This is a genomic window from Thalassotalea piscium (assembly GCF_030295935.1).
Lineage (GTDB): Bacteria > Pseudomonadota > Gammaproteobacteria > Enterobacterales > Alteromonadaceae > Thalassotalea_B > Thalassotalea_B piscium.
Window position 1 is genome coordinate 3,690,410 of record NZ_AP027362.1, and the last position, 24,002, is coordinate 3,714,411.

The 24,002-nt window shown below is 37.9% G+C and carries 19 protein-coding genes; 8 read left to right on the forward strand and 11 right to left on the reverse strand.

Annotated elements, in window-relative coordinates; genetic code table 11:
- Window positions 1-115: 115 nt before the first annotated feature.
- Window positions 116-919: an alpha/beta hydrolase gene (locus QUD79_RS16470; protein ID WP_286289161.1), complete on the reverse strand. Its 804-nt coding sequence runs from the start codon at window positions 917-919 to the stop codon at window positions 116-118.
- Between the two features lie 296 nt (window positions 920-1,215).
- On the opposite strand from QUD79_RS16470, the gene QUD79_RS16475 reads away from it, so the two are divergent.
- From QUD79_RS16475 to QUD79_RS16485, 3 genes are all read left to right on the forward strand, one after another.
- Window positions 1,216-2,253 carry a YeiH family protein gene (locus tag QUD79_RS16475; protein WP_184423625.1) on the forward strand — a complete coding sequence of 346 codons (1,038 nt, stop codon included), beginning with the start codon at window positions 1,216-1,218 and terminating at the stop codon, window positions 2,251-2,253.
- 70 nt (window positions 2,254-2,323) lie between these two features.
- Complete coding sequence (gene hutG / locus QUD79_RS16480; RefSeq protein WP_184423624.1) at window positions 2,324-3,118, forward strand: N-formylglutamate deformylase; 795 nt, start codon at window positions 2,324-2,326, stop codon at window positions 3,116-3,118.
- A gap of 3 nt (window positions 3,119-3,121) precedes the next feature.
- The gene (locus QUD79_RS16485) at window positions 3,122-4,489 is read left to right on the forward strand and encodes a formimidoylglutamate deiminase (RefSeq protein ID WP_184423623.1); all 1,368 of its coding nucleotides are present in this window, start codon (window positions 3,122-3,124) and stop codon (window positions 4,487-4,489) included.
- Window positions 4,490-4,548: 59 nt separating this feature from the next.
- Here the strand turns inward: QUD79_RS16485 and QUD79_RS16490 are convergent, their stop codons facing one another.
- Window positions 4,549-4,911, reverse strand: coding sequence for a hypothetical protein (locus QUD79_RS16490; RefSeq protein ID WP_184423622.1), 363 nt, complete (start codon window positions 4,909-4,911; stop codon window positions 4,549-4,551).
- Window positions 4,912-5,050: 139 nt separating this feature from the next.
- Here QUD79_RS16490 and ccoG point away from each other — a divergent pair, with 139 nt between their 5' ends.
- From ccoG to QUD79_RS16505, 3 genes are all read left to right on the forward strand, one after another.
- The gene (gene ccoG / locus QUD79_RS16495; RefSeq protein WP_184423621.1) at window positions 5,051-6,487 is read left to right on the forward strand and encodes a cytochrome c oxidase accessory protein CcoG; all 1,437 of its coding nucleotides are present in this window, start codon (window positions 5,051-5,053) and stop codon (window positions 6,485-6,487) included.
- Complete coding sequence (locus QUD79_RS16500) at window positions 6,487-7,461, forward strand: serine/threonine protein kinase (RefSeq protein WP_184423620.1); 975 nt, start codon at window positions 6,487-6,489, stop codon at window positions 7,459-7,461. The genes ccoG and QUD79_RS16500 overlap by 1 nt, the downstream gene beginning before the upstream one ends.
- A gap of 68 nt (window positions 7,462-7,529) precedes the next feature.
- Window positions 7,530-8,252: a thiol:disulfide interchange protein DsbA/DsbL gene (locus tag QUD79_RS16505; protein ID WP_184423619.1), complete on the forward strand. Its 723-nt coding sequence runs from the start codon at window positions 7,530-7,532 to the stop codon at window positions 8,250-8,252.
- A gap of 228 nt (window positions 8,253-8,480) precedes the next feature.
- Here the strand turns inward: QUD79_RS16505 and QUD79_RS16510 are convergent, their stop codons facing one another.
- From QUD79_RS16510 to hutC, 9 genes are all read right to left on the reverse strand, one after another.
- Window positions 8,481-9,128, reverse strand: a complete 648-nt coding sequence (locus QUD79_RS16510) for a TVP38/TMEM64 family protein (RefSeq protein ID WP_184423618.1) — start codon at window positions 9,126-9,128, stop codon at window positions 8,481-8,483.
- Window positions 9,129-9,133: 5 nt separating this feature from the next.
- Window positions 9,134-11,224: an SHOCT domain-containing protein gene (locus QUD79_RS16515; protein WP_184423617.1), complete on the reverse strand. Its 2,091-nt coding sequence runs from the start codon at window positions 11,222-11,224 to the stop codon at window positions 9,134-9,136.
- A gap of 102 nt (window positions 11,225-11,326) precedes the next feature.
- Window positions 11,327-11,977, reverse strand: coding sequence for a single-stranded DNA-binding protein (locus tag QUD79_RS16520; RefSeq protein WP_184423616.1), 651 nt, complete (start codon window positions 11,975-11,977; stop codon window positions 11,327-11,329).
- Window positions 11,978-12,218: 241 nt separating this feature from the next.
- A complete protein-coding gene (locus tag QUD79_RS16525) occupies window positions 12,219-13,070 on the reverse strand; it encodes a universal stress protein (RefSeq protein WP_184423615.1) in 852 nt (283 codons plus the stop codon).
- 10 nt (window positions 13,071-13,080) lie between these two features.
- On the reverse strand, window positions 13,081-14,568 hold the full coding sequence (locus QUD79_RS16530; RefSeq protein WP_184423614.1) for a SulP family inorganic anion transporter: 1,488 nt from the start codon (window positions 14,566-14,568) through the stop codon (window positions 13,081-13,083).
- Window positions 14,569-14,912: 344 nt separating this feature from the next.
- Window positions 14,913-16,121: a multidrug effflux MFS transporter gene (locus tag QUD79_RS16535; RefSeq protein ID WP_286289170.1), complete on the reverse strand. Its 1,209-nt coding sequence runs from the start codon at window positions 16,119-16,121 to the stop codon at window positions 14,913-14,915.
- 62 nt (window positions 16,122-16,183) lie between these two features.
- Entirely contained in the window at window positions 16,184-16,540 is a 357-nt protein-coding gene (locus tag QUD79_RS16540; RefSeq protein WP_184423613.1) for a cupredoxin domain-containing protein, read from the reverse strand.
- Window positions 16,541-16,569: 29 nt separating this feature from the next.
- Entirely contained in the window at window positions 16,570-18,846 is a 2,277-nt protein-coding gene (locus QUD79_RS16545; RefSeq protein ID WP_184423612.1) for a heavy metal translocating P-type ATPase, read from the reverse strand.
- A gap of 235 nt (window positions 18,847-19,081) precedes the next feature.
- On the reverse strand, window positions 19,082-19,792 hold the full coding sequence (hutC, locus tag QUD79_RS16550; RefSeq protein WP_184423611.1) for a histidine utilization transcriptional repressor HutC: 711 nt from the start codon (window positions 19,790-19,792) through the stop codon (window positions 19,082-19,084).
- A 270-nt stretch (window positions 19,793-20,062) separates the two neighbouring features.
- Here hutC and QUD79_RS16555 point away from each other — a divergent pair, with 270 nt between their 5' ends.
- Both QUD79_RS16555 and QUD79_RS16560 read left to right on the forward strand, forming a co-directional pair.
- Entirely contained in the window at window positions 20,063-22,747 is a 2,685-nt protein-coding gene (locus QUD79_RS16555; protein ID WP_184423610.1) for a TonB-dependent receptor domain-containing protein, read from the forward strand.
- A 43-nt stretch (window positions 22,748-22,790) separates the two neighbouring features.
- The gene (locus tag QUD79_RS16560; protein WP_184426950.1) at window positions 22,791-23,999 is read left to right on the forward strand and encodes an IS256 family transposase; all 1,209 of its coding nucleotides are present in this window, start codon (window positions 22,791-22,793) and stop codon (window positions 23,997-23,999) included.
- Window positions 24,000-24,002: the final 3 nt, after the last annotated feature.

The following is a 24,002-nucleotide window of genomic DNA, read 5'->3' on the forward strand; positions in this document are numbered from 1 at the left end:
TTCTTGGCAACGCAAGTAAAAGCATTAAATTCGAAAAAATCTAAACATGAAAGTAATATTTATAGTGTAATTTTTCATGTGCAGCAAGCACAGCACAGTATAAATTAATGAAGGTTTACTGCTTTAGCGACATTTGTAACCATGTCGCAATATTATCAATTAAATAGGGCTTTCCATTTAACAGGTCATGACCAAAATCATTACCTTTAATGACTTGCATAGTTGAGCTTAGATCTCCATTCCATTCAAATAATTCTTTAGCGATTTGATATGAGTTGGCATGATGTGCTGAGCTAAGAAAGTATGCGGGAATATCGATAAGGTTTTTATACTTTTCTTTTTCCAGATGTGAAAATTTTGGTGTAACTATTACTAAGCTGCGAATGCGTATTTTTTCAGCTAAATATACTGCTTGCGGTGCAGTACAGCCTGATGAAACTACTGATACTGGCTGTTCTTTTCCTATTTTATTTTGTAGGTAATGGTAAGCAGATACGATATCACTCTCCCAATAAGAAGTAATTCGAACAACTTCACTTTGGTACATATTTAAATCTTTAGCGGTTTTTTTGATAAAGTCATGAGAATAAATAACATTAGCGCTATAACCATACCCTCTTAAGTCAAGTGCAAGCGCATTTATGCCGAGTTCGGAGAGTGCTTGCGCTAATGGTAAATAGCTAGCTCCATTATTTGCACAATCATGCAGCAGTAATACGCCAGGGCTTTGCTCGGCACCTGAATAATAATAGCCGGCAAGTAGCAGCTCGTCTTGTGTTTTAAATTTTACTAAATTATCAGGCTCTTTGTTAAGCTCGTCTTCATAATTCAATACATCTTGTTGTGCTGCGCTCACAGGTAAAGAACCGCTTAAAAGGGTAATAATCAATATTACATAGCATAAAGAGTAATTTTTCATTAAAAGAATTAGCTTAGTCCTTGAGCAATTGATCTTCAGAGTAGCGCAATTTTTCTTCAACCGCTAGGTCAGTTTTCTTTCCTTAACACTTCTTAGTAGTAGAAAGTGTATTTCTATAGCGCCTGCTTTAGCTCGGCCAAAATCTAACCGCTAAAGATTAACAAGCACTATATAAAAAATGAATAAATGCTTTTATAATCTAAGCATTAGACTTTCTCATTATGTCATATCGCATGGTTGTGTGCTGCGGCGCGCTAATCTAGCTAATTATTTACCTAATAAATAAGTAGACTCAAATGGCTTTTTCTGCAGAAAACAGATCAAATACACTTAATGGTATTTTATTTGTTGCCTTATTCTCTGTTATTGCTACGTCAATGGCAGACTTTGTAATATTTAAACAATTCGCTATTAGTCCATTAATTATAGGTATTGTATTAGGGGTCATTTATGCCAACACCTTACGCGATAAGTTTCCTAGCGATTGGCAAGCGGGTATTACTTTTTCAACTAAAACACTTTTACGTATTGGTATAATTTTTTACGGTTTCCGTTTAACTTTTCAACACGTTGCAGAGGTTGGTTTAGCTGGCATTTTAATGAGCTTGTTCATAGTAACCTTTACTTTTTTATTGGGCTATTTAGTTGGTACTAAACTGCTTAAGCTTGACCGAGATACCAGTATATTAATCAGTGCGGGAAGTTCAATTTGTGGCGCTGCAGCAGTATTAGCGACAGAGCCTGTGCTCAAAGCAGAAGCACACAAAACAAGTATTGCGGTTGCGACTGTGGTTGTTTTTGGCACAATTGCGATGTTTTTATATCCTTTTATTTATCAAAGCGGTTTGTTAAGCCTTAATGAACAAGCAATGGGCGTGTACCTTGGCGGAACATTACATGAAGTGGCTCACGTTGTTGCGGCGGGTCACGCTATCAATGACAACGTTGCTGACACCGCGGTAATCGTTAAAATGTTACGCGTAATGTTACTCGCACCCTTTCTATTATTACTTAGCATGTGGTTAAAAGGTCAGCTAATGCATAATAGTCACCAATCAAATCGTTCACCAATTGTTATCCCTTGGTTTGCTGTCGCCTTTATTGCAGTGGTTGGCTTTAATTCATTGCATTTATTACCTTCACAAACAATTACTGTCATTAACCAAGCTGACACATTTGCACTAACCATGGCAATGACTGCACTAGGTATGGAAACACGCACCAGTAAGTTTAAAGGCATTGGATTTAAGCCGCTCTATCTGGCGAGTATTCTATTTTTATGGTTACTCTTTGCTGGTTACTTATTAACAAAAGTAGTGTATCAGGTTATTTAGCCGCGATTGTTGCATCTGACCATAGCCGCATGCTAAATTGAGCAAGTTGTATATACAATTTGGAGATTACATGTCTGACGTTTATACACTGATTAAAGGCTCAGTACCTTTATTGATCAGTATGCCTCATAACGGCCAATTAATTCCTGACGATATTGCAAAAAGCATGACTGATAAAGCCAAAAAAGTACCTGATACTGATTGGTATAAAGACAAGCTATACGATTTTGCTAAAGCCTTAGGTGCTTATATTTTAATTCCAAATTATAGCCGCTATGTTATCGATTTAAATCGAGATCCAGAGGGTGTAGACTTATACCCTGGCGCAAATTCTACCGAGTTATGTCCGACAACCGCCTTCGATCTTTCACCTTTGTATCTTAAAGGTAAGCTGCCTGATCAGCATGAAATAGAACGCAGAATTGAAAAATACTGGCAACCCTATCATCAAGCAATTGCAGTAACCTTAGCTGATATTAAGCAACAACATCCTTGTGTAGTTTTATTAGAAGCTCATTCAATATTATCAACGGTTCCACGCTTTTTTGAAGGAAAGTTGCCTGATTTCAATTTTGGTACTGCTAGTGGTAAAAGTTGTTCAGCGCAATTACTTGCTCAAATTACACAGCTAGATTTTTCTCCATACACTATGGTAACTAATGGCCGCTTTAAAGGTGGATATATCACCCGCGCTTATGGTGACCCTGAGAATAATATTCATGCTGTTCAGTTAGAGCTTTCACAATCAACGTATTTAGACGAAAGTAACTTTGAATATTTAGCACCAATTGCAGACCAAGTTAAACTTAAATTAAAAGATTTAGTTCAGGTATTAATTGCCTTTACCCAAACAGAAGATAAGTAACCCATGAAGATATTTGCAGAAAGAGTACTTCTTTCAGAAGGCTGGAAAAGTAAGCAAACACTTACTATTGAAAATGGTATTATTATAAGCATTACTTCAGGTAAAGATGAAAGTGCTGAGTGTGTAGGTACGGTAATTCCTGGTATGGTTAATTGTCACTCTCATGCATTCCAGCGTGCATTTGCCGGTTTTAGTGAACAAGGGAGCGACGGACAAGATAGCTTTTGGACATGGCGTAACGTTATGTATCAATTTTTAGCTAATTTAACTGCCGAAGATGCCAAGACCATCGCCACCCAGCTTTATATTGAAATGTTAAAGTCGGGCTATACTCGCGTAGCTGAGTTTCATTATTTACACCATGATATTAATGGGCAGCCATACAGTAATCTTGCAACAATGGCAGAAGCTATTTTCGAAGCGAGCGAACAATCAGGCATAGGGCTCACCTTATTGCCTGTACTTTACCAATATAGCGGTTTTGGTCAATTACCCCCTAATGCGGGTCAAAAGCGTTTTATCAATCAAACAAACACCTTTAATAACCTGGTAAGTGATTGTTATCAGCTAAGCCAAAAATTCGGTAATACGAATGTTGGCATTGCACCACATTCTTTACGTGCAGTTGATAAAAGTTCACTACAAGACGCAGTAGCACATATACGTGCTTTAGATAGCGAAGCCCCAATTCATATACATATTGCTGAGCAACAAAAAGAAGTTGATGACTGTTTAAACTATTATCAACAACGCCCTGTTCAATGGCTATTGAATAACTTTCAATTAGACCCACAGTGGTGCCTCATACATGCAACTCATATCAATGAGCAAGAACGCGATGATCTTATTGCCACAAAAGCCATTGCTGGTATATGTCCCACAACCGAAGCAAACTTAGGCGATGGTATATTTCCTACGGCTGAATTCTTAGCACAAGGCGGTACTATCGCGATAGGTTCAGATAGCCATATTTCAGTTAATCCTGTTGAAGAGTTACGTTGGTTAGAATATGCACAACGTTTAATTAAACAACAACGTGCACTTTTAGCGACACTTGAACAACCTTCTGTAGGGCAATATTTATGGGCTCACACTGCAAAAATTGGCGCGCAAAGCACCAACAGTAACACAGGTGAATTAGCCGTTGGCAAACAAGCCGACCTACTTGTATTAGACGAAAACAAGCTGTCACTATTTGCTGCTAGAGATGCACATGTACTTGATAGTTTGATTTTTGCAACACAGAACAATGTAATTAGTGATGTAATGGTTAATGGTAAATGGTGTATACGTAATGGTGCTCATGCAATAGAGCAACAAGCCAGCGCAGCCTTTGCTCAACTTTTAAAGCAAGTGAGTCAATCGCTTTAGCGCTATTAAAACGCACAAAAAACTAAAGCGGCTTTACTCACGAGTAAAGCCGCTTTAATTTAAAACAACGACTGATACTTGTTAATAGTTTTACAAAATAATGTTTGATTAGCATTATGAAGCTTAGGGGTTCTTTTAGGCTTTGTTGCTGAGCAATATTCCTTATGAAAAGAAACCACTGACTTTCTGTCTGAAGTAACCACTCTAATAAATGCTAATTCTTCAGTACTAAACTGATTATAGTGAGGTTTCAAATCGGTATATATTTTATCTGACTTTAATCTAACTTTAGTATCTGTTGCATCTGAAAACTCACCTAAAACAAATGCTTTCTGCTCTTCAAACCAGCTTTCAAGCTTTGGTTGTGGATAAAAGTGCAAATAAATTGCGGCTGCTACGATTAAGATCAATAAATTTTTCATAGTCTGCGTTATAATGATGTTGTCGTTATAGAGTAATCAATTTTGTGCAAACAATGAATGCTTTTAAACAAATTTATTAAGATAGACCATTTCTCAAGTAACAATTTTATATGCGTAATAGCGCATTCTAGGATTAACGGTGAAATCAGAAGATAAAAAGTCAGGCGTTGGCATTCAAATACCAGTTAAAAATATTAAAATTCATCAGCCAAAAACGGACGAGCAGTACAAACCTCGTGATCAAATATACGTTAGGAAAGTACAAGGCTTTTTTCAACAATTACGCCAAAAAATGAATTTTATCTTCCTTATTGGTTTCGCCATCATTCCATGGTTTCAATACAACGGCCATCAAGCTATTTTATTTGATATTGCCGAGCAGCGCTTTACTTTTTGGGGGTTAACCTTATGGCCTCAAGACCTAACTTTATTAGCCTGGCTATTTATAATAGGTGCTTTTTTACTCTTTTTTGTGACAACCTTTTTAGGTCGAGTTTGGTGTGGCTACCTTTGTCCTCAAACCGTTTGGACATTTATTTTCATTTGGTTCGAAGAGAAAATAGAAGGTACAGCTAATCAACGAAAAAAACTAGATAGCCAAAAGCTCGACTTTAATAAATTCTGGCGCAAAGCGTTGAAACACTTTTGCTGGCTAATGTTCTCTATTCTAACAGCCTTAACTTTTGTTGGTTATTTTGTTCCTGTTGAACAAGCCTTTATGGACTTTTTTACTTTTAATGCCTCATTAGGCTTAGCTTCTGTAGTATGGTTTTTTACCTTTTGTACATATGGTAACGCTGGTTGGATGAGAGAAATAATGTGCTTGCATATGTGCCCATACGCCCGTTTTCAATCAGCCATGTTTGACAAAGACACGTTAACAGTTACATATGATTACAATAGAGGGGAGAGCCGCGGCCCTCGCTCAAGAAAGCAAGATCCAAAAGATCTTGGTTTAGGTGATTGCATAGACTGTAACTTATGTGTACATGTTTGTCCTACAGGGATAGACATTCGCAACGGATTACAATACGAATGCATTAACTGTGGCGCATGTGTTGATGCATGTGACGGAGTAATGGACCGCATGAACTACGATCGCGGCTTAATTCGCTATACCACAGAGCATGAATTAGAAGGCAAAAAAGTACATATTATTCGCCCTAAACTCATAGGTTACGCCCTAGTACTGATTATAATGGGTAGTTTATTGGTATTTGAAATTATGCATCGCGAGCCCGTTTCAATGGATATTATTCGTGATAGAACAGAGCTTGCTAAAGAAAACTTTAACGGTGAAATTGAAAACGTTTACACGTTAAAAATATTAAATAAATCGCAAACTGACAACTATTATCGCTTATCAATGAAAGGCATCGACAATATTACTTGGAATGGCGATCAAGAAGTTTTTGTTAAAGCGGCAAGTGTTTACACTCTACCTATTAGTATTACAGTAGACCCTTACGAGTTAGAAGGCGCATATATGACTGATATTACTTTTGTAATTGAACTAATTTCTGATGAGGATGAGGTGGTTGTTGAACATGAAAGCCGTTTCTTTAACAAGCGCTGATGGCAGTTTTTGATTTTAGTTCATTATCGCCCGATTGTATTCTTGACGGTATTGAAACAACTGGCACTTCCATTGATAGTGGTTTATTAGCTTTAAATAGCTACGAAAATAGAGTGTATCAATTTAACGATTATGAGGGGGTAAAATATGTAACCAAATTTTATCGTCCTCAACGTTGGTCCGAGGCTCAAATTCGTGAAGAGCATGAGTTTGCCTTTGAGTTAATCGAGCATGAGTTACCTATTGTTGCGCCATTAAAAATTAATAATGAATCGTTGTTTCAGCACAAAAGCTACCACTTTGCAATTTACCCGTGTCGCGGGGGGCGAATTTTCGAAGTGGATAACCTTAATCAGTTAGAATGGATGGGGCGTTTTTTAGGTCGTATACACGCCATATCAAGTAAGAAAGCATTTACTCATCGCCCTACATTTAATAGCCAAGAGTTTCTTCAGGATGCTCAGCAAACTATTCAAAGTTCAGGCTTTGTGCCTAAGTCATTGTCATTACCTTTTTTCACCATTTTAGAGCAAGTTATTGCGTTAGCTGCTGAACAATATAAGCCAAGTAAAAACATTCGATTACATGGTGACTGTCATGCGGGCAACATTTTATGGCGAGACGAAGGCCCACACTTTGTAGACTTAGATGATTGCAGAATGGGCCCTGCCATTCAAGACCTATGGATGATGCTATCAGGAGACAGGCAACAACAAACTATTCAACTCGATACCCTGCTTATGGGATATGAAGAGTTCTGTTCATTTGATACAAAACAACTTGCCTTAATCGAATCTTTACGTAGTATGCGTGTTGTTAATTATATGGCTTGGTTAAGTATGCGTTGGCAAGATCCTGCTTTTCCACATAATTTTCCTTGGTTTAACACCGAGAAATATTGGGAGCAGCAAATACTGATGCTTAAAGAGCAATTTTCCGCATTACAACAACCGCCATTAACATTGATGCCGTAACTCTAAGACATTATTGCTAAGCCTTTTATGTTAAGGCCTCAAAGCTTACCCTTAAAATAGGAAATTTTATGAAAAACACAATCGCACTTTTTGTGATATTAATGATGACACTGCTAAGTGGCTGTAATGAAAACTCATTAGAAAATTCGAGCGAGCAAACAATCGTTGAAACAATCGAGCAAGTTCAATCAAGTCCTAGCAAAGCAAGTACTGCAAAGACATACCAAGAAGGTGTGCACTATGTAAAAGTTAAAGGCCTTCCCTCAGAAAAAAATGAGGTGAGAGAATACTTTTCTTTTTATTGTTCACATTGTTTTCGCTTCGAAGGCTTTATTGACATATTAAAAAGAGAGCTCCCTAGCAATGTTGCTTTTGAAAAAAACCACGTTGACTTTTTAGGTGGCGCATCACAAAAAATGCAACATGTGTTAACAAAAGCCTTAATTGTTGGTAAAGAGTTAAACAAAGAAGCCGAAGTTGCAGAGGCTATATTTAAATATATTCATATCTCAAGAGCAACACCGACTTCAGTTAATGATGTTCGCAACATTTTTGTGTTAATGGGCGTTGACGGCGAAGAATTTGATAGCTTAATAAATAGTGAAAAAGTGATTGAGCAAGCACAAGTAATGCAAGCAAATCAAAACGCATTAGCTCAAACCCAAGGTATTACAGGTGTACCAGCAGTTATTGTTAATGGTAAATATCGTATTGAAAACGCAGGTATAGACAAAGATAATTTTGAACAAGATTATTTAAACCTTGTTGAATACTTAGTTACGCTTAAATAACCTCAGCTCGGGTTAAGAGATAAGTTAATGGTCTGAAATTGCTAGACTTGTGGTTGTAGCAACTCACTAGCTTGATAGTTTTTCTTAATTCAAGGCAAATTCATTAAGAATAATTATTCTATTGTTTATGAATTTAACACAAAAGTAAGGAAAAATAGCTGCTAGAGAGCTATTTATTATCGCTAGTTGAGGTTAAACAACCAAAAAATCAGCAAAATAAAAAAGACGCTACTTAGCGTCTTTTTTTTGATATAAATATGCTGCTAAAATGCCTGCCACAAGCAATAATACAACACTAAGTATTATTTGTTGATTATCCCCTATTTGGATTCCTGCCCCTAACATTGCAAACAATAGCATTTGTGGAATAAACCCAAACATTGTGCCAGCTAAATAGGGTAACAAAGGTGCTTTTGCAGTACCTGCTAACACATTGGTTAAAAAATTAGACCCTGCGGGAATTAATCGGATAATAAATGCTTTAACAAAAACATCATGTGTAAAAAAGTGATTCAAGGTCGCTAGTTGCTTAGGAAATTGTTTTGATAAACGCTGATGAAAAATAAAGCGAGCAGTGAAAAAAGTTAACAAACACGCTAAGCTCGCTGCTAAAGTGGCAAAAAACGTACCGTAGAGTGTACCTAACAGGTAGCCTGAGCTAAAAGCTGCAATTTGCCTTGGTAAGCCCATACTCATCAACAAAGACAAAATTAGAAAGCTAAATGCGAACTCTCCAATATCTTTAGGCTTATATTGCTGAACAATGTTATTAACGAGTGCTTGATCAACAGTAAAATAAAAAACAAGTGGCAGTAGCAGCACTGCAAACATCGTAAGGCTGACAGTAGCAGATAAACGCTTAGAAGAAAGGTTCAATGCTTTTATGAGTCCTTTTGTAAATTAGCTAAAATTTTAGCTTTAGCACTAATAAATTCATCTTCAGTTAAATAACCTTTAGATTTTAAATTAGCCAACTTGTTCAATGCCTCAATAAGTTGAGTGTCTATACTACTGCTATCAACACCATCACTCTTTTTTTCTTGAATATGTTCATTTGCTTGCGGTTTATTAGGTAAAGATGTAGGCGGTTGGGTTGCCGTGTCCTCACTTGCTTGAGAGTTTTTGCTGGCTTGTTCTTGTTCTGTTAGCTTACTTTTTTGAGTTTCAGCTGGTTTTTCTGGTGCACTTTTAGCTACAACTTTAGGTGGATGTACTATTTTAACAATTCGCTTACCTGTTTTCTCAGGCGATAATTGGGCCGAGATAAACCAACACCATTCTTTTATATCAGCAGTTACTTTTCCAAACTTTGCTTTGGTTAGACGTTGATTGCCCTCACGCATATATAAACAAATTCCATAGACAATCCCTTCTACATCTGTAATTTTTAATTCTATTTTACGCGTTCGTTGATCCACCATTTTAACGCGTTTTTCATCAATAAACTTACTCTCTAACATTTGCTCTAGTTGCGCATTAAAACCAGATAAGTCTTTCTCAATTGTCAGTATGTGTTCGTCATTCAACCACACTTCATTACGAGTTATGTTCTCAACTTCAATGATCAATGCTGGGGTTTGTTGATGGCGATTAAATAGCGACACTTGCTTATTATCAACCGATAGTTCAAAACGCGCATAGTGTTTATGTAATAAGCTTTTTACCGCTTGCTGACTTTCTTTGTTTTTTAAAAACCATACGGTTGCACCGCCCAAAGCAATTAAGAAAAAAATAATAAAGCCAAAATTACTATCATCCGTATTATCGGTATTATCGGTATTATCAAAAACCTCTGGTTGGTTAGACGCATAATGTTCAACTTCACTTGACCCGCTTTTTTTATCAAGCTGCTGGATAACATGCTGACTTCTTGAAAATAACATTAATTCATCATGATTATCAGTAAACAAAGAGAAATCATCTGTTATTGTCAGATCATTATTTGAAAAGGTGTTCACAACTGATTTTTGAAATGGACTTACTGTTTTCAGTGACTGTAACTCCCACCGTCCCTCTTGTTTAGACATTACTAACAGTTTATTTCTTAATTCTTTAAATTTTCGCCCTCGATACACCACTAAAGATGCATTAGCTAATGATGCATCACCTGTTAATAATGCTTTAGTGGGCGCTTGAGTTAATAAATTATCGCCATAATTCACTAGGCTCAATAAAGGTTGTTGATTAACGTTATGTGAAATAATTAATTGTTGATCGTTATTTTTTTGCCAAATAAACTGCATAATTTGCTGAGCGCCAACTATAAGTAATTCATTAGGAATGTTAGTTTGATCAATAAAGGGGTTGTTATTGGGTGTGGTATAGCTACGCAGGCCAAACTTTTCAGGATTAATTCGCAGTATAGCGCCAGAATACAACGGGCTAGTTTTAAAGCCTTCATCATAAGCGAGCGCAATATATAAATGTGAAAAGTTATCATGCCACGATTTTATGTAAGGATTAAAGCGCATATCTGTAATCGCTTTATCAGGCGCATTGATACCAATACGTAAAACTTCTCTTTTACTGTCAGGATCAACCTTTAACGTATTGGCACTATTTAATTGCCACTCAACAACAACCGCTTCATATAAAAAAGACTGCTTTATCGCTTTATCTTTAACTCTTATTGTTCGAATGGCTTCGTCTGCTGGTTCAACGTGAGCAGTATAAAAAGTGTTGTACCCTTTTTGCTGAGTTAGCGCAAAATTAGGATGTAAAGTTAAACGATTGAGTACAGAAAAGTTATCGTAATAGTGTTGAAGGTCTAATACTGGAATTTTAACGAGTTTATTATCGTCTATTAGGTGGAGTTGCCCGTCGTTATTCGCAATATAATATTGCGCATTATTTTTGGGGTTAGCAAGTGGCTTATGCCAGTATACATTAGCTTGAAACGAGTCACTTAAATCTACAATAGGCGATAAGTCAATGTTGTTAGCAAAAGTGCTAGGTAAAAAAAGTCCAAACAAAAGCAGGCTAGTAAAACGTTTTAGCACGAGTAGCTTGTGTGACAAATAATGTATTGGTAAATTATTTATGCCTCGTATCACCGTCTTATTCCCTTTAGGTTCTTATTTTTTTTGTAGTAATACTTGTTTCGCATCGAGTAGTTGTGATTTTTCTTCATTATTGAGATAACCAAGTTTACCATCAACTATAACTTCATCACCTATATTGGCGTGTTGCTTGATATATGATGCCTGAGTTCCCCAAATATGCAACGGTCGACGAATTTCAATACTTCTTAGCTCACGAGTTACCGGTGAATAGGCATAATAATTTATTGTTAAAGTTAATTCGGCCAATTGTTTATTTGACTCAGTAGTGACTAAGCGCACTTCGCTACTAATTGTGCCGCTACATTGCAATTGATTTATTGAGTGAGTATAGCCTTTGGGGTAGGTATGTGCATAAGTTGCATGAATAATTTCACGTGCCGATTTTTTACTGGTGACCAAGTGCCCCTGAATAAAAACAATGTCACCTTTTTGTGCATGAAGTAAAGCCCGCTCTACCACGTCACCAATCATTTTAACTGTGTGATAACTCGTCCACTGTTTCATTTGATTAGTTGACTTATCAAGCCATTGGCTATGCGTAGCAACTACAAACTCAGCCACAGCCACAATGGGGTTAGCTTGGTAGCGAATTTCTGGCTTTGTCACTAAGTTGCCAAGCAAAGTAACGGTGCACAAATGGTTTTGTGGTAGCGATTTATTCATAAAACACCAGGGTTTATTACTCTTTCAGTATAAAGCTTAATTGCAATTAAAAAATGGCAAAGCATAAGTTGAAAAGCTAATTTAAAATATGCGTGTAAAGTAAACAAGCATTTCTTTTAACATCAACTATTTAGTTTAGTCTATACTGGTAACACTACAAGAGGAACAAGTAGTTAGATTTACCTATCTAATGACAGCCTTAGCATGACTAAAGCTGTTAACTAGGTAAGATCTAACAGGTCTAGCGGAGCACTAAAAGCGGAAGATGCATGTTTTCTAGCATTTTCAATGTATTGCTTCCCAAAAATGCTTGAGCAAGTTTAGAACGAGAAAATGCGCCCATTACAAGCATTTCAACATCATTGTTAATTTTATAGTCCATCAACGAATCAAAGATATTGCCTTCTAAAAAGCTTGATTTAACATCAAAGCCATTTTTAATCAGCAAAGATTCTGTTTGATTGAATTTATCCATTAAGTCGCTTTGTTTGTTTTTTACGCTCACTAAATGGCAGGTTAAATTATGAAGTAATCCGCCTTCAATAATACGCTGAACCGACTTATCTGCCGTTTCTCTACCGTCGTAAGCCAACATAAAACTTTTCGGCGCTGTAAAATTCTTATTAGTGATCAAAACGGGGGAATGCACTTGACGAATAATTTGTTCAATATGTGAACCAATTGCTTTAAAGTCTTTTCCATGCTTTTCGCCTGAACGGCCGATAACAACGAGTCGTGCGTCAGCTTCTAAATCACAAATCGCTTCAACAATATCACTATTTCGCTGTGTTTTTTCTATGTGAGTACAACCTTGTTGCCGCGCTAGAGCAGATGCTTGCTCAAGCATTTCATCGCCTAGCCTTAAGGCTAATTTACTACGTTGTTGGTCAAGTGATGACATCTCTTTAAGTAAAGATGAATGCGCACCTAAACCAATGATACCACTAAGATCGTCTACTTTAGCTGCATTTTGTTTTTCAATGGCATGCAAAAACAAGATTGTTTTATTAAGCTTCTTTGCCGCCCAAATACCCGCATTACAAACGTCATCAGCAAAGGCTGAACTATCTATACAAGTAATAATTTTGCTCATTGTTATCTCCTTAGTGTCCAGCCATTAGTTTTTCAACTTCTTCAGGATCGTTATGAACGCCAAATTTATCCACGATAGTTGCCGTTGCCTCACTCATACCAATAATTTCAACTTCTGCCCCTTCTCGTCTAAATTTAATAACAACTTTATCAAGAGTTGAAACAGCAGTAATGTCCCAAAAATGTGCATTTGTTAAGTCAATCACTACTTTATTCATTACTTCTTTAAAATCAAATGAGTCAACAAATTGCTCAGAAGAGGCAAAAAACACTTGGCCTATCACTTGGTATACTCGCACATCGTCTGCTGTTTTACTTGATTTAACCACCATAAATCGACCAATTTTATTAGCAAAGAATAACGTCGCCAGCAATACACCCACTAAAACGCCAATGGCTAAGTTATGTGTGGCAACAACAACAACAACGGTAGAGATCATCACAATGCTGGTTGAAATAGGGTTTTTCTTTAAATCTTTAATTGAAGTCCAAGAAAATGTACCAATAGACACCATGATCATTACAGCAACAAGCGCCGCCATTGGGATCTGCTTGATCCATTCATCCATGAATACAACCATGATAATTAGCACTAATCCGGCGGTAAAAGTTGATAGTCGCCCTCGGCCACCTGACTTTACGTTAATAATAGACTGGCCAATCATTGCACAACCTGCCATACCGCCCATTAAACCAGCACCTATGTTAGCAATACCTTGACCTTTACATTCACGGTTTTTATCACTGGTAGTATCGGTTAAGTCATCAACAATTGTCGCTGTCATCATTGACTCTAATAAACCAACAACAGCTAAACCAACTGAGTAAGGCAAAATAATCATTAACGTATCTAAGTTCAAAGGAACATCTGGCCATAAGAAAATAGGTAAAGTATCAGGCAACTCGCCCATATCACCAACGGTACGAATATCAAGACCTACTGTTATCGCAAGTGCCGTTAATACTACAATACATACTAATGGCGACGGAATTGATTTGCCGATTACAGGTAAATAAGGAAAAAGGTAGATAATGCCTAAGCCTGCCGCCGTCATAGCATAAACATGCCATGTAACATTGGTTAATTCTGGTAACTGCGCCATAAAAATAAGAATGGCTAACGCATTTACAAAGCCTGTTACGACAGAGCGAGACACAAACCGCATTAAGCTGCCAAGCTTTAAATATCCTGCAAAAATTTGAAGTACACCGGTTAATAACGTGGCTGCAAGCAAATATTCAAGCCCATGCTCTTTAACCAAAGTCACCATTAATAGCGCCATTGCACCTGTTGCAGCAGAAATCATCCCTGGGCGACCACCAACAAAGGCTATAACCACAGCGATACAAAAAGAGGCATATAAACCTACTTTTGGATCAACTCCGGCAATAATAGAAAATGCAATTGCTTCCGGTATTAGCGCCAATGCAACCACTATACCTGCCAGTAGGTCTCCTCTAATATTGGAGAACCAGTCTAACTTCATTTTTTCAAGCATAGAAAAGCCTTATATATGTTTAATCTCAACGTTAACTCGCGCATTCAACTAAGGCTAAATATAGCCTGTTCGCTCAAGCGATAACGTTTATGTTATTTAAATTTATTTTACTGATGCGCTTACCGAATTTACGGCATGAGAATATCACGTGAAAATCAGCGACTTACATTGTAGGAATACGGAATTACTTTAATCTCGGTTAAGATAAAAATAATTGCGTATTATACAAAAATTAATGGAATAAGAAAGTAATACCAATTGAAATAACCATTTGGCCAATTCAGAGCATCGTCAGGGAAGTTAGCACAAAGCAAATTGATGCCGGTGTAGTATTCTCCATCCAATCAATTGGTATAAGCACCTTTTTTATGTTTTTTAGTTCCGCCTTTTCTACCTGACCAAATTAAGGTAATACAAATGAATGAGCAAACGGCCTGTGCAAGTATTACTGATAGTACACTTTCAGGTAATAACGTTGATACTGCAGAAATTAACCCCGCAACAGAAAATTGAGTAGCCCCAAGTAATGCCGCAGCTGTACCGCCATTTTTACTAAAAAATTCCATGTAGCATGCTTGAATATTAGGAGAGATAGCGCCCATAGACCCAATAGTTAACACCATGGCTAACACAAAAATCGCCAGCGGAGCATTGCTTAACGTTAAGTAAATTAGCAATACAATACCTGTCCCTTGTACTAACACAAACCAGCGTAAAATACGCACAGAAGCAAAATAATTTAGCAGGCGTCTATTAGTTAAGTTAATAATAAGCATAAAAACAACATTAGCTGAAAATAGTAATGAGAATACGGTAGATGTAACACCGAAATGTTCTTGATAAATAAAAGAAGAATGCGTAATAAACAACATCATTACTGTAAATGAAAATGTGCCAGTTAGCATAAAGCGCATAGCTGAACGGGTTGATAAAACAGTTTTATAACGTTGCCATACTGACGCTTTATCTTGCTTAGCTGCTTGATAACTTGGTTTAAAAATAAATATTTTTATCAATAAAAAGGCGACTGTACTGTAGAGCGCCAAAAATACAAAAATTGCTTCCCAGCCATAGAAGTTAAGCAATAAACTACCAATATTAGGTGCCAGCGCAGGCGCCAATACCATTAACAAGCCAATTAAACTGAAAAACTTTGCTGCTTCAACACCTGACAGTCGATCTCTAACTAAAGCAGGAATGGTAACTGTAGCCCAACCACCGCCAAACGCTTGCAATACTCTCAAGATTAAAAACTCAGGCAAGCTTGTTGCAAAAGCCAATAAAATACTTGCCAAGCCAAAAATGCCAATACCGGCGAGCATTACTTTACTTCGGCCAAAATGATCTGAGAGCGGTCCGCCACTAAGTTGACCTAGCGCTAAAACAAAAACATATAAAGAAATACTCAGTGATACTTGGTGAGCTGAAACATTTAAGCTTTGGGCTATTTGTGGAAAAGCAGGCAGGTAAGTATCAAGAGCAAAAGGGCCTAATGCCATAACAAACGCTAAAACAGCGGCAATACCTGTGTGGCTACTTTGTTTTTTAATCACTTAAAACCCCTAGGTTCTTGCAAACTGGTTATAGTACCAATATCACTAACTATGTGAACCTTCTACTCTACTATTAACGTACCACTGTACATTTTCATCTGGCAATGAAAAGGGTACTCACCCGCAGACATTGCCGGAAGAGTTACTGGTTTACTAATAGATAATGGTAAGTCTTCACTTATTTCAAAGTTGGGGAATAATACCGCGCTTGCACAAGGGCTAGCATCTTCTCGTAAAAAATTAAGCGTTACAGCTTCACCTGCCGCTACTTTTATTCGCGACGGTTGATAAACACCGTTATTTACCACAATGGTAATTTCTTCATCACTCACTTCAACTGCCTTACTCGGTTTATAAAGCCAAAACCACCAAATAATTAGCGCGATAAGCCCTAAACCTATTAAGTTAACGATTAACATTTATACTCTCCCACTCTTTAAATTAGCGTCTAGTGATCTTTAGGTTTAAACAAGCGTAAGCGGTTTGCATTACTTACTACGGTTAGCGATGAAAATGCCATAGCCGCGCCAGCTATTACGGGGTTAAGCAGTAAACCGAAAAACGGATAAAATACACCTGCAGCAAAAGGTACGCCCGCAACGTTGTATATGAATGCGCCAAAAAGGTTTTGTTTTATATTACTTAAGGTCGCTTTACTAACAGCAATGCCATCAGCAAGACCATGTAACGAGCCGCGCATTAAGGTGATATCAGCACTTTCAATTGCTACATCGGTTCCTGTACCAATGGCGAAACCTACGTTAGCAAGTGCTAGTGCAGGTGCATCATTAATTCCGTCGCCTGTCATGCCAACAATCTCGCCTTGTGCTTGTAGTTCAGCCACTTTATTGGATTTGTCTTCTGGTAACACCTCTGCAAACACTTCACTTATACCCACTTTTTTAGCGACCGCCTTTGCTGTCGCTCTATTATCACCAGTGAGCATAATGACGCGAATACCATTTTTTTGAAGTCGTTCTATTGCCGCTATAGAGTCTTCTTTAATGGGATCAGATACCGCAATAATAGCCGCTAATTCATTATCAATTGCCAAATACATTGGCGTTTTTGCTTCATCGGCAAGGCGTTGTGCCTGATCGACAAAGCCTTTAAGCGCAACATTGTTTTCCAACATTAACTTTTCGTTACCGAAAAGCAATTTCTGCCCATTAAGTATTGCCTGCACACCATGCCCAGTAATTGCCTCAAAGTCAGTGACCTCTTCAGGTTCAATGCCCTGTTCAGCTGTTGACTTAACAATGGCTTGGGCTAACGGATGTTCAGAGCCACTTTCAATACTTGCCGCAGCTGTTAATATTTGCTGTTTAGTCAGTTTATCGTTAGTGATAATAACATCGGTTACCGTGGGCGAACCCTCGGTGATAGTACCTGTTTTATCTAATACCATGGTCGTAATTTTTGACGCCATTTGCAGGGCTTCACCATTACGAATAAGTACACCAACTTCCGCTGCTTTTCCTACGCCGACCATTACAGACATAGGGGTTGCTAAACCTAGCGCGCAAGGACAGGCAATAATCAATACTGTGGTAGCAGAAACCACGGCAAATGCTAAGGTAGGATCAGGGCCAAAATTAAGCCAAATTAGCGCACTAACAATGGCAATAATCATAATAACAGGTACAAAGTAAGCCGAAATTACATCGGCTAATCGACCAATAGGGGGTTTAGAGTTTTGCGCCCGCTTAACCATATTAATAATTTGCGCTAACGCAGTATCTTTACCTACTCGCGTTGCTTTAAATAATATTGATCCGGTTTTATTAATGGTACCGGCGACCACCTCATCATTTTGGTCTTTCTTAACCGACATAGGCTCACCCGTTAACATTGACTCGTCTACCGTAGTAGTGCCTTGTGTAACCACGCCATCAACCGATATTTTTTCACCAGGTCTTACCCGAACAATGTCATTAAGTAATACTTGCTCAATCGCGATATCAATTTCTTTATCGTCTCTGACAACGCGGGCAGTTTTAGCCTGAAGCCCGATTAAACGTTTTATCGCCTCACTGGTACGCCCTCGCGCTTTAACTTCTAGCGCTAAACCTAAGTTAATTAAGCCAATAATCATCGCGGTTGCTTCAAAATACACATGTCGTGCCATTTCAGGTAGCGCCATAGGGAAAAACACCACTACCATTGAATACAACCAAGCCGTACCGGTACCTAAGGCAATTAAGGTATCCATATTGGCGGTATGATTGACAAAAGACTTCCACGCTCCAACGTAAAAATGTTTACCTGCAAAATACATAATGCCGGCACACAACAAGCCAATAACCAACCACACTCCTTGCTCTAGTGTTGTTTCAACCGTCATAGGTCCGCCAGCAAGACCATATATCATTAACGGGCCACCAAGCCCCATCGCTACCCACATTTGCTTCATTAATGTTGAGTAATATTTTTCATCCGCGGCTTCTTTTTCATCTAATAAAGTTTCATCGCTACTTTCGTTTGCACTTTTAGCGTTATAGCCTATTGCTTCAATTGCACTGATAAGTGTTGCTGCGTTAACATTTCCGCCAATAGAAACGGTTCGTAGGGCAAAATTCATTTCTGCACTGTCAACACCCTTAATATCTTTTAAGGCTTTTTCAATTTTACCAACACAACTTGCACAACCTGCACCCTCAATAATAAGCTCTTGAGTAGGGTGGTTTGCACCAGTATTTGCTGTATTTTCTGTTGATTCGTTCATTATTTACCTCCTTCAAGGTGGATCTTTGAGGTGTCACGCCTTTTAGACAATGCAATTTATCATTATTTTCACTGACTCTGGTTTAAATTAAACGCTAATCGATTTACAGTGTTATATTTAAGACTATAGTTACTTCAATGATTTTAAAGTTAGTAACTTTAAGTGTAAGCAAAACGGTGAAGCACTTATATGTACATATACCCCCAGCCCAATGTCAAATTTAGACGTAAGCTAATTAACCTTGCTTAACTATATGAATACTGCTCGTTAATTTATACTTATCTGAGGGGTAATATAGTATAGCTAGGCTAATTGGTTGCCCATTCGATTGGGTGCTTCGGGAAACCTTGATACAAGGTATATTCTCATCTATCTGCAAATTATGTCGTAAAATTTTACTAGGCATAATAGCTTCAACCTCAATTTCAGCATCCGTTAATGGACAAACAGAGGACAAGTATTCACTCGCTGTAATTTTTGAAAAGTCTTGCTCTAAAAAATGTGGAACTTTTTTCGCGCTTACATATCGCTCTTCTAACTGAATTGGTACACCATTTTCAGAGTGAATGATTAATATTTTAAATACTTTAGAATTAAATGAGGATAAAGTATTAGCGATTGCACCATTCGGAACAATGGTCATTTTGCTAAGAACTGTCATTTGATGATAGTGACCACGAGCGGTAATCTCGTCTGCAATATTCTTTATTTCTAATAGAGAACTCTTAGCTGGCTTCCCTTCAACAAATGTTCCCACACTTGGGATACGCTTTAATAACCCAAGGTTTGCTACTTCATCAACAGCCTTACGAGCAGTCATTCTGCTAGCTGAAAAACTTACTGACAAATCTGTTTCAGACGGAATCTTATATCCCACAGGCCAAACATTGGTGTCTATTTGTTTCTTAATGAATTCTGCTATTTCTTTATATTTTGCTTGCGCCATAACCCTAAGCCAGATACCTATCAATCATTAATAATGGATAAAGCAGCCAATTACACAAATACACCAACTCAATACCATATGCATATATTTTTTTAGAATAACATTACATGTTTACATTCTTTCTTATTTTCTGAGCGATTACAAGTTATATAACAATATAAAAACATCGTTGTATATACTGGTATAGTGTAGTATAAATTGAGTGTTCAATATATAACCGTCAAGGTAATTGATATATAGAAATAAATAATTAAAAAAGAGAGAGACAATATGAAACATATAAAAAGTAAGCCCTCCTATATTAGTAAAGCACTAATTATTGCAGGAATAATTTCTGCTCCAATGATTACTGTAGCTGATGAAATGAACGACGAAAAATTGGAAAAAATAGAAGTGACAGGGTCAAGAATTAAACGCCTTGATATGGAATCTGCAAGTCCAGTTTCTATAATATCTGCGGCTGAAATTAGTATGTCGGGTATATCAAATGTTGAAAATTTATTACAAGAAATGTCTTTTTCTGCAGGTGTTGCAGGTAATGCGACAAACGCATACTGGACAAGCGGCGGCTACGGAACCGCACAAGTAAATTTACGCGGGTTAGGCATAAAAAGAACACTAGTACTTTTTAATGGTCGTAGGGTAGTAGGTGGGGGAACTGGCGCAAATAGTTCAGTCGATTTAAATATGATTCCCACTTCAATGATCGAGCGAATCGAAGTGCTAAAAGATGGAGCATCTGCAATTTATGGTGCAGACGCTGTAGCGGGTGTTGTAAATATTATCACCAAAAAAGAATTTGAAGGGGCTGAGTTTAACGCAAAGGCTGGCTTTACCGATAAAGGTGATGGTGGCAATCAAGATTTAAACTTAACCCTAGGCGGTAACTTTGACAAAGGGAATGCTGTTTTAAGTCTTAATTACTCAAATACTGAAGCGGTGCGACAATCTGATCGTGTTGATTGCGCAAAATTTGGCACTGAAGACGGTAAATTTGAATGTTTCGGTAGTAGTACGACTGAGGGTGGCCGAGCATTGTTAGCTGATGGTAGTCAGGTACAGTTTAATCAACACCCAGACACTGGAGCTAATGGTGACTGGTACGGACCTTATGATAGCGCTGAACATAGTTTTAATTGGACGCCTTACCTCAACGCAGTAAGCCCTATGGAAAGAATTAACGTTTCTAGTTTTGTTAATTATGAAATAAGTGACACGCTGAAGTTGTTTACTGAAACTATGTATACAAAACGTAAGGGTCAACAAATAGCAACACCACGTAATGGTTTTGCGGGAATCAAAGTCGACTCTGATTTTGCATATAACCCAACAGGTCAAAATTTAGAATTCCAAAGGCGCCGAAATACAGAGTTAGGTGTACCTTATTTCTTCCAAGAAACAGATACCATTCGAATAGTACTAGGGGTAGCTGGTGAGCTGAATAATGGCTGGGGATGGGATTTTTCTTATAATTACGGCCGAAATACAGGTAAAGACGGTTGGACATACGATATCGACCCTGATAAAGCATCACAAACATTAAATGATAGTATTTGTACGTATGATAATAGTAATGGTATCCCCTGTGGCGACTGGTTTGGTTTAAATGAATTAAGCCAAGAAGTTATCGATTATGTTAAGTACCGCAGAGAAGGTACTGGCGGCAATGATATGCGTAGTTGGACAGCAAATTTATACGGTGACTTGTACGAACTACCCGCTGGTACATTAGGGTTTGCTATTGGCGCTGAAAAACGCACTGAAAAGGGTTGGAGAGATCCAGATTCAACCGTTTTAGCAAATGGTCAAGAAGACGCCATTAATGGAAATTACGACGTAACAGAAGCATTTGTTGAACTTTCGGTGCCATTATTAGCTGAATTACCATTAGTGAAAAATTTGACAGCAGAGATTGCCGCTCGATATTCAGACTATAGTACTGTAGGAGCTGAATCTACCTATAAGTTAGGAATCACTTGGAGTATTAATGACTCTCTAATGGTCAGAGGCGTTCAATCCACTTCCTTTCGTGCGCCCGTAATAACAGAGCTATTCGGTGGTACCAACGGCGAAAATTTACGCACAATTGACCCATGTGAAAATGCGTCTGGTGCAATAGCTAAAAATTGCCAAGCAGCTGGTATACCTGAAAATTTTGTACAAGATGGGACCACAATTTTAACAAGTGTTGGTGGTAATCCTAGTTTGGGTGCAGAGTCTGCTGATACAACTACTATTGGGTTGGTTTGGGAGCCTGAATTAATAGAAGGCCTATCTACCACATTCGATTATTTTAATATTGAAATTGACGAATCAATCACATCTGTTAATGGTTCTGACATGCTGAAATTATGCTATGAAGACCCAATTGGCAATGCTCAATTTTGTAACACATTTACCCGTCACCCGATTACTAATCAAGTCAACGAATTAAATCAACGTCCAGTAAATGCGGCAAAAGAAAAGGTTAGCGGTGTTGATTTTAATATTAAATATAAAACTCAAGTTTTAGGATTAATAACTAAGAGTTCTTTAGATATTACAAGGCTACTGACTCACGAAAGCACACCTTTTGCTGGCCAACCTACAATAGACAAAGTTGGATTTATCACAGAAGACCAAGGAAGCTATACAGAATGGCGAAGTAATTTAAGTGTTTCAGTATTAGGGGATGACTGGCAAGCCACATATTCATTGAGATATATTGGTGGTGCAGATGATGTAAACGGAGGTGACTTTGACCCATTAGGCAAGTCTGTTGATTCACTTACCTATTCTGATATTGGCGCTTCTTATATGCTCAATAATGAATTAGTGATTTCAGCAGGAATTGATAATCTATTTGATAAGAAAGCACCTTACTTAACCTCTTGGAATGATGCTAATACCGATGTTATGACGTACGATTTATTGGGTAGAAGAGGCTTTGTAGACCCTGTAACAAAATCTGTGTAACTGCCTATCATTAATACCCATATAGGGTTTAGGATAGGCAATTATGAATAAGAAAGAACTAGAAGCGTTTGCTAAAGAGGCAGCCAAATCAATCAAGTCCGAAGCTGACTTAACTGATTTTCGCAAAATGTTAACCAAGGTCACCGTTGAAGCGGCACTTAATGCCGAGCTTGACGAACACCTTGGCTACTCTCGTCATGAAAAATCCACTCAAGATAATTACCGTAATGGTTATTCATCGAAAACAATTCGCACTGAAGATGGTGAAGTCGACCTAGATGCCCCTCGCGATAGGAACTCCAGCTTTGAGCCTCAGCTCGTTAAGAAAAATCAAACGCGTTTTACCTCAATGGACGACAAGATTTTATATCTGTACTCCAAGGGCATGACAACCCGAGATATCGTTGCTACCTTCAAAGAAATGTATGATGCGGATGTTTCTCCAGCACTTATTTCACGTGTGACTAACGCCGTTATTGAGCAAGTCGTGGAATGGCAAGCGAGGCCGCTTGATGCGGTTTACCCCATTGTTTACTTAGACTGCTTAGTGGTCAAAATTAGGCAGGATAAACAGGTTATCAATAAAGCTGTTTACCTTGCGCTTGGCGTTAATATTGAAGGCCATAAAGAGTTGCTCGGCATGTGGATATCGGAAAATGAAGGGGCTAAGTTTTGGTTGAACGTGTTAACTGAACTTCAAAATCGAGGCGTGAAAGATATCCTTATTGCTTGTGTCGATGGCCTTAAGGGCTTCCCTGATGCAATCAATACAGTTTATCCTGATACGCAAATACAGCTGTGTATTGTGCATATGGTGCGTAATTCGTTGAAGTTTGTTCCATGGAAAGACTATAAAGCTATCACGAGTGATTTGAAGCGAATATACCAATCAATCACCGAAGATGAAGCGTTGCTAGCACTTGAACAATTCGAACAGCGCTGGGATGGCAAATACCCCAACATATCGCGCTCGTGGCGTAATAACTGGCAGAACGTGAGTACGTTGTTTAATTACCCGGAAGATATACGTAAAGCTATCTACACGACGAATGCGATTGAGTCGCTCAATAGTGTAATACGTAAGGCAATTAAAAAGCGTAAGCTTTTTCCACATGATGATTCAGCGAAAAAGGTCATCTACTTGGCAATAGAGCAGGCATCCAAAAAGTGGACAATGCCAATAAGAAATTGGAAAACGGCCTTGAATCGATTTATGATTGAATTCGAAGACCGTTTGAAAGATGTTATTTAAACC

Bases quoted from the DNA above. Each gene is read 5' to 3' on its own strand.
- QUD79_RS16470 (WP_286289161.1), bottom strand. From the start codon at position 919: ATGAAAAATTACTCTTTATGCTATGTAATATTGATTATTACCCTTTTA.
- QUD79_RS16475 (WP_184423625.1), top strand. From the start codon at position 1,216: ATGGCTTTTTCTGCAGAAAACAGATCAAATACACTTAATGGTATTTTA.
- hutG (WP_184423624.1), top strand. From the start codon at position 2,324: ATGTCTGACGTTTATACACTGATTAAAGGCTCAGTACCTTTATTGATC.
- QUD79_RS16485 (WP_184423623.1), top strand. From the start codon at position 3,122: ATGAAGATATTTGCAGAAAGAGTACTTCTTTCAGAAGGCTGGAAAAGT.
- QUD79_RS16490 (WP_184423622.1), bottom strand. From the start codon at position 4,911: ATGAAAAATTTATTGATCTTAATCGTAGCAGCCGCAATTTATTTGCAC.
- QUD79_RS16500 (WP_184423620.1), top strand. From the start codon at position 6,487: ATGGCAGTTTTTGATTTTAGTTCATTATCGCCCGATTGTATTCTTGAC.
- QUD79_RS16505 (WP_184423619.1), top strand. From the start codon at position 7,530: ATGAAAAACACAATCGCACTTTTTGTGATATTAATGATGACACTGCTA.
- QUD79_RS16520 (WP_184423616.1), bottom strand. From the start codon at position 11,977: ATGAATAAATCGCTACCACAAAACCATTTGTGCACCGTTACTTTGCTT.
- QUD79_RS16525 (WP_184423615.1), bottom strand. From the start codon at position 13,070: ATGAGCAAAATTATTACTTGTATAGATAGTTCAGCCTTTGCTGATGAC.
- QUD79_RS16530 (WP_184423614.1), bottom strand. From the start codon at position 14,568: ATGCTTGAAAAAATGAAGTTAGACTGGTTCTCCAATATTAGAGGAGAC.
- QUD79_RS16540 (WP_184423613.1), bottom strand. From the start codon at position 16,540: ATGTTAATCGTTAACTTAATAGGTTTAGGGCTTATCGCGCTAATTATT.
- QUD79_RS16545 (WP_184423612.1), bottom strand. From the start codon at position 18,846: ATGAACGAATCAACAGAAAATACAGCAAATACTGGTGCAAACCACCCT.
- hutC (WP_184423611.1), bottom strand. From the start codon at position 19,792: ATGGCGCAAGCAAAATATAAAGAAATAGCAGAATTCATTAAGAAACAA.
- QUD79_RS16555 (WP_184423610.1), top strand. From the start codon at position 20,063: ATGAAACATATAAAAAGTAAGCCCTCCTATATTAGTAAAGCACTAATT.
- QUD79_RS16560 (WP_184426950.1), top strand. From the start codon at position 22,791: ATGAATAAGAAAGAACTAGAAGCGTTTGCTAAAGAGGCAGCCAAATCA.